The sequence below is a fragment of the Pedobacter rhizosphaerae genome (genome assembly GCF_900111155.1).
Taxonomy (GTDB): domain Bacteria; phylum Bacteroidota; class Bacteroidia; order Sphingobacteriales; family Sphingobacteriaceae; genus Pedobacter; species Pedobacter rhizosphaerae.
Window position 1 is genome coordinate 19,916 of sequence record NZ_FOGG01000050.1, and the last position, 7,090, is coordinate 27,005.

Here is a 7,090-nt window from a genome sequence, read left to right on the forward strand (position 1 = left end):
TACGGACGGGGAGTTGTTATAAATTTAGCGAAATAGAATTCTGATAACAAGTATGATTTGTATCAATCTTGATATTTATCAATCGGTTTTATACTATTTGATGAGGCCAGCGCTTTGAGGCGTATGGACTGCTATTAACTTAAGGAGAAAACTAAAATGTATTGTCAATCCTGAGCCTGTCGAAGGGTAATCCATTTTAGTTTTCTCCTTATTAAGAAGGTCTTCGACTACTTGTCCCAATTTCACATCGGGAAGCTCAGGACAGCATTTAGCTTAAGTTAACAGCATTAGAGGCGTATGGAACACATCAATTGAACAGCTGGAACAAGCTGCGTATCAATATTGTTAATCAATATTTTAAAATTAAATCCATACATTGTTTTATCCCTAAAACATCAATACTAACCAAATTGATACCCATGAAAACCAAATACCTATTTGTATTGCTAAGCGCATCACTTTTATTTGCTTCGAGTTTTATTGTTGATAGAAAAAATCATCCACAGCTGGGCATTGTTGCTGGATTAGCCCAGGATGAATTGATTTATGCTGCTGGTTTTAGAGCAAATGGCGAATCTGTAAAAAGAGTACTTTCCCCATCACTAAGCGATCAGGAATTTTTAGCTAAACTAAAAGAAATTAAGGCTGCCAAATGCAAACTTGTTTCCTGCAATCTTTTCTTTCCCGGTACACTAAAAATAGCCGGTCCTGAGGTAGTTGAAAATAGGGTATTAACCTATGCAGACTCTGTTCTTTCGCGAGCAGGACAAGCGGGTGTTAAATATATTGTATTGGGCAGTGGCGGTGCGCGAAATATTCCTGCAGGCTACGATATTGAAAAAGCTAAGACTGATTTTGTTAGCATGGGTAAAAAGCTCGGTGAAATTGCAAAGAAATACCAGGTGACTATTGTGCTCGAAAATTTAGAAACCACAGAAACTACCTTCATTACTTCATTGAAAGCGGCGGCAGAGATCGTTCGCAAAGTGGATCATCCTAACTTTAGGCTTAATGCAGATATTTTTCACATGATGCGGGAGGGAGAATCGCCAGAAGAGATTGTGGCCGCAGGGAATTTGGTAGGCTTTTGCGAAATTGCAGAAAAGGAAAAACGGTCACTTCCTGGTGTAATGGGCGATGATTTTAAACCTTATCTCCGGGCATTGAAGAAGATTGGTTACAGGGGATTTATTTTTATGGAAGGGAGTGTTAAAAACCCGGAGGTAGAGATTCCGCTGGCGTTTAACTATCTGTCCAGGCAGGTGGCAGAGGTTTATGGAGGGAATGAGTAGGGGGAAAAACATATTTGCAATAAAACCATGGTCCGTGACACACGGACCATATATTAGGCGTATTTATCAGTTATTCATACATGGTCCGTGTGCCACGGACTATTTAGGTCACATTTGTTAGTTATTCATACATGGTCCGTGTGCCACGGACCATGGGACCCATCAACAGGACAATACAGGATGCACCGCAACATTATGATGCCTATATTTGGATTAAGCAGACTTGCTGAACTGTGCTAACCAAATTCCATGAAAAGACTTTTATTACTGTTTTGCCTATTTGCGGGCTTCAATACCCAATCTCAAGAATATATCATTACCAAATACGGTGTAAGTACCGATAGTACCAAATTAAACACGGTTGCTATTCAAAAGGTAATTGACAAGGCAAGCGCCAAAGGAGGTGGAACTATTGTAATCCCTAAAGGAGTTTTCTTAACTGGCGCATTATTTTTTAAGCCTAAAACGCAGTTACGGCTGGCTCAGGGGGCAGTACTAAAAGGATCAGATAACATTGCCGATTATCCTTTAATTCCATCGCGTATGGAAGGACAAAACCTGGATTACTATGCCGCCTTAGTCAATGCCTATCAACTAGAGCATTTTAGCATTTCTGGCCCAGGAGAAATAAATGGAAACGGATTACGCTTTTGGAAAGCATTTTGGGCGCATCGCGATTCCTTAAAAAAGCTCAACAGAAGCAGTACCAACCTGGAAGTTCACCGGCCACGGTTAGTTTTTATCTGGGGAAGCAATCAGGTTAAAATAACCAATGTAAAACTGCGCAATTCGGGTTTCTGGACTACCCACCTTTATCAGTGCGAAGATGTGCTGATAGATAGCTGTGATATCCGATCGCCTTTTGCACCTGTAAAAGCACCCAGTACCGATGGTATAGATATCGATGTGTGTAAAAGAGTAACCATCCGTAATACCTATATCTCTGTAAATGATGATGGAATCTGTATAAAGGGAGGGAAAGGACCTAATGCCCAAAAACTCCCCGGTAATGGCATTGTAGAAGATGTTTTAATAGAAAATTGCAATTTTGGACAATCGCATGGCACTTTAACTTTAGGTAGTGAAAGTATTCATGCCAAAAATATTACCATCAGAAATTGCACAGTGGATAATACCTGTCCAATTTTAAGGCTGAAAATGAGGCCAGATACTTATCAATTGTTTGAAAATGTTACGGTAGAAAATATTATTGGGAAATGTGGGGTAATTATCGACATGAATCCATGGAAACAATTTTTCAACCTCGGAGACAGTAAAGAAAAGCCTTATGGCATTGTGCGAAACTTTAAGTTTTCAAATATCAATGTAGCCTGTCAAAGCTTTGGTACCATGCAGGGAAATGCGGCAGATCAGGTTTCGGGTATTGTTTTTAAAGATATAAAGGCCACTGCCGAAACAGCAGAATTCAAAAATATATACGACGGCGTTAAAGCCGAAAATGTAATTTTAAATGGGAAACCCTTGGCGGTTCGCTAAGGTTAATTAATCTAGCAATGCATTACAGTCCTTGCAAATTCCCGTTACCACTAAATTCATCTGCGTAGGTGTAAAACCTTCAGGTATTTTAATGGTTGGAATCTTAACATCATCAATACAGAAAACTTTTTCACAATTGCTGCAGTTAAAATGAACATGTTCATCATGATGATCGTGTTCAGAGCATGAGCTAGAGCAAATGGCATAGTTAGCTGTACCATTGTTATCCAAAATGCGATGGATAATCCCTTTTTCTTCGAAGGTTTTTAGTATACGGTAAAGCGTAACGCGATCGGTTTCCTTGCCTATTACCGTTTCCAAGTAGGGCTGAGAAGTAGCTGAATCTCGCTGAGATAGAATATCCAATACCTTTAAACGAGCACCAGTACGCTTTAAACCATTTTTCACCAGTACCTGTTCGTATTTCTTTTCTGCTGTAGCTTCCATAGCACTTATTGTTCCTCCAAAGTGATAATTAAATACAAATATACGGCGCAATAGCTAAATGCAACAAAGTAAATAGAGTATTCTTTAATTAATTGACAATTAAATTGTTGTTTTTAATTAAAAATATAATTTGATTAATTTAAAATTAAATTTAGATTTGTCTAAAAATATATTTAGATAAACTGATTCATGAAAATACTCCTACTATCTTTTAGTTTCTTATTTCTTTCTTTGCTTAGTTTTGGCCAGGCGGCTAAGCTAATCGGGCAGATCAACGCCAACCATCAACCGGTAGAAAACATTAACATAAAAATTTTGGCATTAAAGAAAACAGTAAAATCTGATGCAGATGGTCGCTTTGTTTTAGAAGATATTCCGGTAGGGGCTTTGGAACTACAAATTACTGGTTTAGGGTACGCATCTAAAAAATTAGCAGTAGAGGTTAGAAGTGGTTTAAATGAATTGGATATAAATTTACAAACCGCTACATCCAATCTGGACGATGTGGTAATTACAGGGGTGAACCGGGCTACATCACTTCGTAAAAGTCCGGTGCCTATAGCTGTGCTCAGCAAAAAAACAATGGATCAAAACGTAAATACGAATTTGATTGAAGCTATAGTAAAAGGTGTACCAGGAGTTACAGCAGTAACCACAGGCCCTAATGTATCAAAACCTTTTATTCGTGGATTAGGCTATAACCGTGTTTTAACCCTTTATGATGGTTTAAGGCAGGAGGGACAACAATGGGGAGATGAGCATGGAATAGAGGTAGATGAATATGGAATTAGCAGGGCAGAGGTAGTTAAAGGACCTGCAAGTTTAACCTATGGTTCTGATGCTTTGGCCGGAGTAATCAATATGATTCCCTATGTTCCTCATTCGCAGGAGAATGGATTAAAAGGCGATGTAACCTTAAACTATCAGAGTAATAATGGTATGGGAGGGGCTTCAGTAGGTCTGGCATATGTTCAAAATGATTGGAAATATACTTTCAGAGCAACAGGAAAAACAGCCCATAATTATCATAACCCTATAGATGGATGGGTTTATGGTACTGCTTTTAGAGAGTATAACCTTTCTGCAAGTGCCCGCGTAGATAAGCCATGGGGATATTCTAAAACTGCCGCTACATATTATAATAACCAGATGGAGATTCCCGATGGTAGTCGGGATTCACTAAGCCGAAAATTTACCAGGCAAATTTTAGATGATGGTGATGATATTAAAAATAGGCCAATTGTACAAGATGCCGATTTAACCAGGTACGCTATCACCCCCCTTCATCAGCATATTCAGCATTTTAGGTTTTACAACAACAGTCAGTTTAAGTTTGGTAATAGCGATTTGAATGTGTTATTGGGCGGACAGCAAAGTGTAAGGCGCGAATATAATCACCCTACAGTACCAAGTCAGGCCGGTTTATATGTCGTATTAAATACTTTTAATTATGATCTTAAATATAACCTGCCCGATATTTCGGGGATAGAAAGTACCATTGGTGTAAATGGAATGTACCAGCAGAACAGGAGTAAGGCAGCTACCGATTTTCCTATTCCAGATTATGATTTGTTTGATATAGGTGCCTTTCTTTTTGCCAAGAAAACATTCGGTAAGCTGGATATTTCTGGTGGTGTGCGTTTAGACCGAAGAAATATCCAATGGAATGATTTCTATGTGGGTACAGATCCTGCAACTGGATTTGGAAAAAAAGTAGAGGCAGGAAATGCCACAGGCGATTTACAGTTCCCGGGCTTTAGTAAAAACTATTACGGTTTTTCCGGAAGTTTAGGATTAACCTATAATCTATCAGAAAGGTTGTTGTTTAAAGCCAATATTGCGCGTGGTTACCGTGCACCAAACATTACCGAAATTGGTTCCAATGGTTTAGATCCAGGTGCGCATATCGTTTATTTAGGTAACAGAACCTTTAAACCTGAGTTTAATTTGCAGGAAGATATTGGTGTTATTGCCTATTTGAAAGAGTTAGATTTAAGTTTGGAACTGTTTAACAATAACATTCAGAATTATATTTACCATTCGCGCTTAACCGATGCAAATGGAAATCCTGTGGTAATTGTTCCAGGTAACCTAACTTATCAGTATCAACAGTCTAAAGCCAGGTTATACGGAGCAGAGCTAACGGTAAACATTCACCCAACTGCGGCTAAGTGGCTAAGCTTTAACAATAGTCTGGCTTATGTAGTCGGATTGAATCAAAATGAAGATCTCTTAGCCCTTCATGGTTCTGCGGCTAAGTACTTACCTTTTATTCCACCCTTGCAAATTAGAACAGAACTTAAGGCAACCGCGCAATCAGCTATTGGTTTTTTTGATAAACCTTACTTTAAAATAGATGCTGCAATTTTTGCCGATCAGGATAAATTTTATGCTTTAGATGATACTGAAACCTTTACTAAAGGTTACACCTTGATTAATGCGGGGATTGGCTCATCACTCAAATCGAAATCAGGCAAAACCTGGTGCGATATTTTTATCCAATGCGATAATATCTTTAACATCGCCTATCAGTCTAACCTAAACCGGTTAAAGTATTTCGAATATTATACAGACTCTCCAAACGGAAGATCCGGAATTTACAACATGGGAAGAAACTTCAGCTTTAAGGCAGTATTTCCATTTTGAAATTCATTTCCTACATTTGCTCAACATCACTAATACCGATATGGAGCAATCATTAAGCGAACAAAGATTAAATTTTTTAAGACAATCGTTAGGGAAGGTGATTACTTCATCTCCCTCTAATTATATGAACTGGTTAGCCCCGGTATTGATTAAAGCAGAGAGCGGTATTTTGGTTTGCCAATATACCGTTAGAACGGAAATGACGAATCCCTATCAAATTTTGCATGGCGGGGTAACGGCCGGAATTATTGATGATTTAATTGGCGCTACGGTGTACACCATGGGATTGAACGATCGATATACTACAGTGAATAATTACATTGATTATTTTGCTCCAGCCAGTGAAGGTGATGAAATTGTCGCAGAAACGGCTATAGTTAAGCGGGGAAGAACCATATTAAATTTGCAGTGCGAGATATTTTTACCCTCAAAAAAACGTTTAATAGCTAAAGGCTATTCGAACATGTTAAACATAGGTTAAACGAAATTTGAAAACTTAAAGATTATTTAGCTATTCCTTAAAATTAACCAAACATTCTCGTTGATTCTTTGTTGTAATTTAACCAAAAATATAATGAGCCATGTTAGAAAACTATTCCACACTGCAATTTATTGTTAGAGGCAAAATGTTTAAAGGGTTTTGCATGCGTATCCAAGATGATTTTCATGAAACTTATGCTGTCGTATTAGACGGTTATCATTCTTTTTGCGTCTGGATGGATAATAAATCGTCCAAATGGTGTGCTTCGAAAAATGCAGCCATAGATCCCGATGCACTAGATGAGATTATTAGCCGGATTTCATTGCCTGCGTAATCTATTATCTAGTATTTAGTATCGAGTACCTAGTAATGCGAATTAAGGGTTAAAAATTGGTTTTAGGAAACAGGCTGTCAACTTTCCGAATATATGTACGAGTAGTCCCCTTGTTGATCTTACCTTGCTTGCATTTTGTATCTGAGTTTTTTCATTTATCCAATTGAAGAAGGATTCTATTGGCTGTCTTATGGTAGACACTGCTTTGGAAAAGAGGTCTTTGTGAGCACGATCCATATTCTTCAGACAATCGGCTTTCCCCTGTGTCTCTCTTATTGGAGTGAACATTACTGATGCTTTTTCTTTGTATAGCCAACTAAAAAAAGGTTCGTCTCGATAGATCTTATCCCCAAAAAAGGACTTTGACTCAATTGATGACCAGTTTTCCTTGAA

7 protein-coding genes are annotated in these 7,090 nt (G+C 38.2%); 5 read left to right on the top strand and 2 right to left on the bottom strand.

The window, feature by feature from the left end:
* Window positions 1–419: 419 nt before the first annotated feature.
* Both BMX11_RS22555 and BMX11_RS22560 read left to right on the top strand, forming a co-directional pair.
* Complete coding sequence (locus BMX11_RS22555) at window positions 420–1,292, top strand: sugar phosphate isomerase/epimerase family protein (RefSeq protein WP_090889344.1); 873 nt, start codon at window positions 420–422, stop codon at window positions 1,290–1,292.
* A gap of 249 nt (window positions 1,293–1,541) precedes the next feature.
* Entirely contained in the window at window positions 1,542–2,789 is a 1,248-nt protein-coding gene (locus BMX11_RS22560; RefSeq protein ID WP_090889347.1) for a glycoside hydrolase family 28 protein, read from the top strand.
* Between the two features lie 6 nt (window positions 2,790–2,795).
* Here BMX11_RS22560 and BMX11_RS22565 read toward each other — a convergent pair whose 3' ends face one another.
* Window positions 2,796–3,287 (bottom strand): Fur family transcriptional regulator, encoded by a 492-nt coding sequence (locus tag BMX11_RS22565; RefSeq protein WP_245738744.1) that lies wholly within the window; start codon window positions 3,285–3,287, stop codon window positions 2,796–2,798.
* 138 nt (window positions 3,288–3,425) lie between these two features.
* Between BMX11_RS22565 and BMX11_RS22570 the strand changes: the two genes are divergently transcribed.
* The 3 genes from BMX11_RS22570 to BMX11_RS22580 all read left to right on the top strand — a co-directional run bounded on the left by BMX11_RS22570 (window position 3,426) and on the right by BMX11_RS22580 (window position 6,697).
* The gene (locus tag BMX11_RS22570; RefSeq protein ID WP_090889353.1) at window positions 3,426–5,882 is read left to right on the top strand and encodes a TonB-dependent receptor; all 2,457 of its coding nucleotides are present in this window, start codon (window positions 3,426–3,428) and stop codon (window positions 5,880–5,882) included.
* 40 nt (window positions 5,883–5,922) lie between these two features.
* Window positions 5,923–6,363 (top strand): PaaI family thioesterase, encoded by a 441-nt coding sequence (locus BMX11_RS22575; RefSeq protein ID WP_090889355.1) that lies wholly within the window; start codon window positions 5,923–5,925, stop codon window positions 6,361–6,363.
* Window positions 6,364–6,463: 100 nt separating this feature from the next.
* Window positions 6,464–6,697, top strand: a complete 234-nt coding sequence (locus BMX11_RS22580; protein WP_090889358.1) for a hypothetical protein — start codon at window positions 6,464–6,466, stop codon at window positions 6,695–6,697.
* 42 nt (window positions 6,698–6,739) lie between these two features.
* On the opposite strand, the gene BMX11_RS24595 is transcribed toward BMX11_RS22580, so the two are convergent.
* A partial coding sequence (locus BMX11_RS24595; protein WP_217643905.1) for a hypothetical protein occupies window positions 6,740–7,090 on the bottom strand: 351 nt, incomplete at its 5' end.

What these genes read in the sequence shown, in the direction of transcription:
- BMX11_RS22555 (WP_090889344.1), top strand. Translation starts at nt 420, where the DNA reads ATGAAAACCAAATACCTATTTGTATTGCTAAGCGCATCACTTTTATTT.
- BMX11_RS22560 (WP_090889347.1), top strand. Translation starts at nt 1,542, where the DNA reads ATGAAAAGACTTTTATTACTGTTTTGCCTATTTGCGGGCTTCAATACC.
- BMX11_RS22570 (WP_090889353.1), top strand. Translation starts at nt 3,426, where the DNA reads ATGAAAATACTCCTACTATCTTTTAGTTTCTTATTTCTTTCTTTGCTT.
- BMX11_RS22575 (WP_090889355.1), top strand. Translation starts at nt 5,923, where the DNA reads ATGGAGCAATCATTAAGCGAACAAAGATTAAATTTTTTAAGACAATCG.
- BMX11_RS22580 (WP_090889358.1), top strand. Translation starts at nt 6,464, where the DNA reads ATGTTAGAAAACTATTCCACACTGCAATTTATTGTTAGAGGCAAAATG.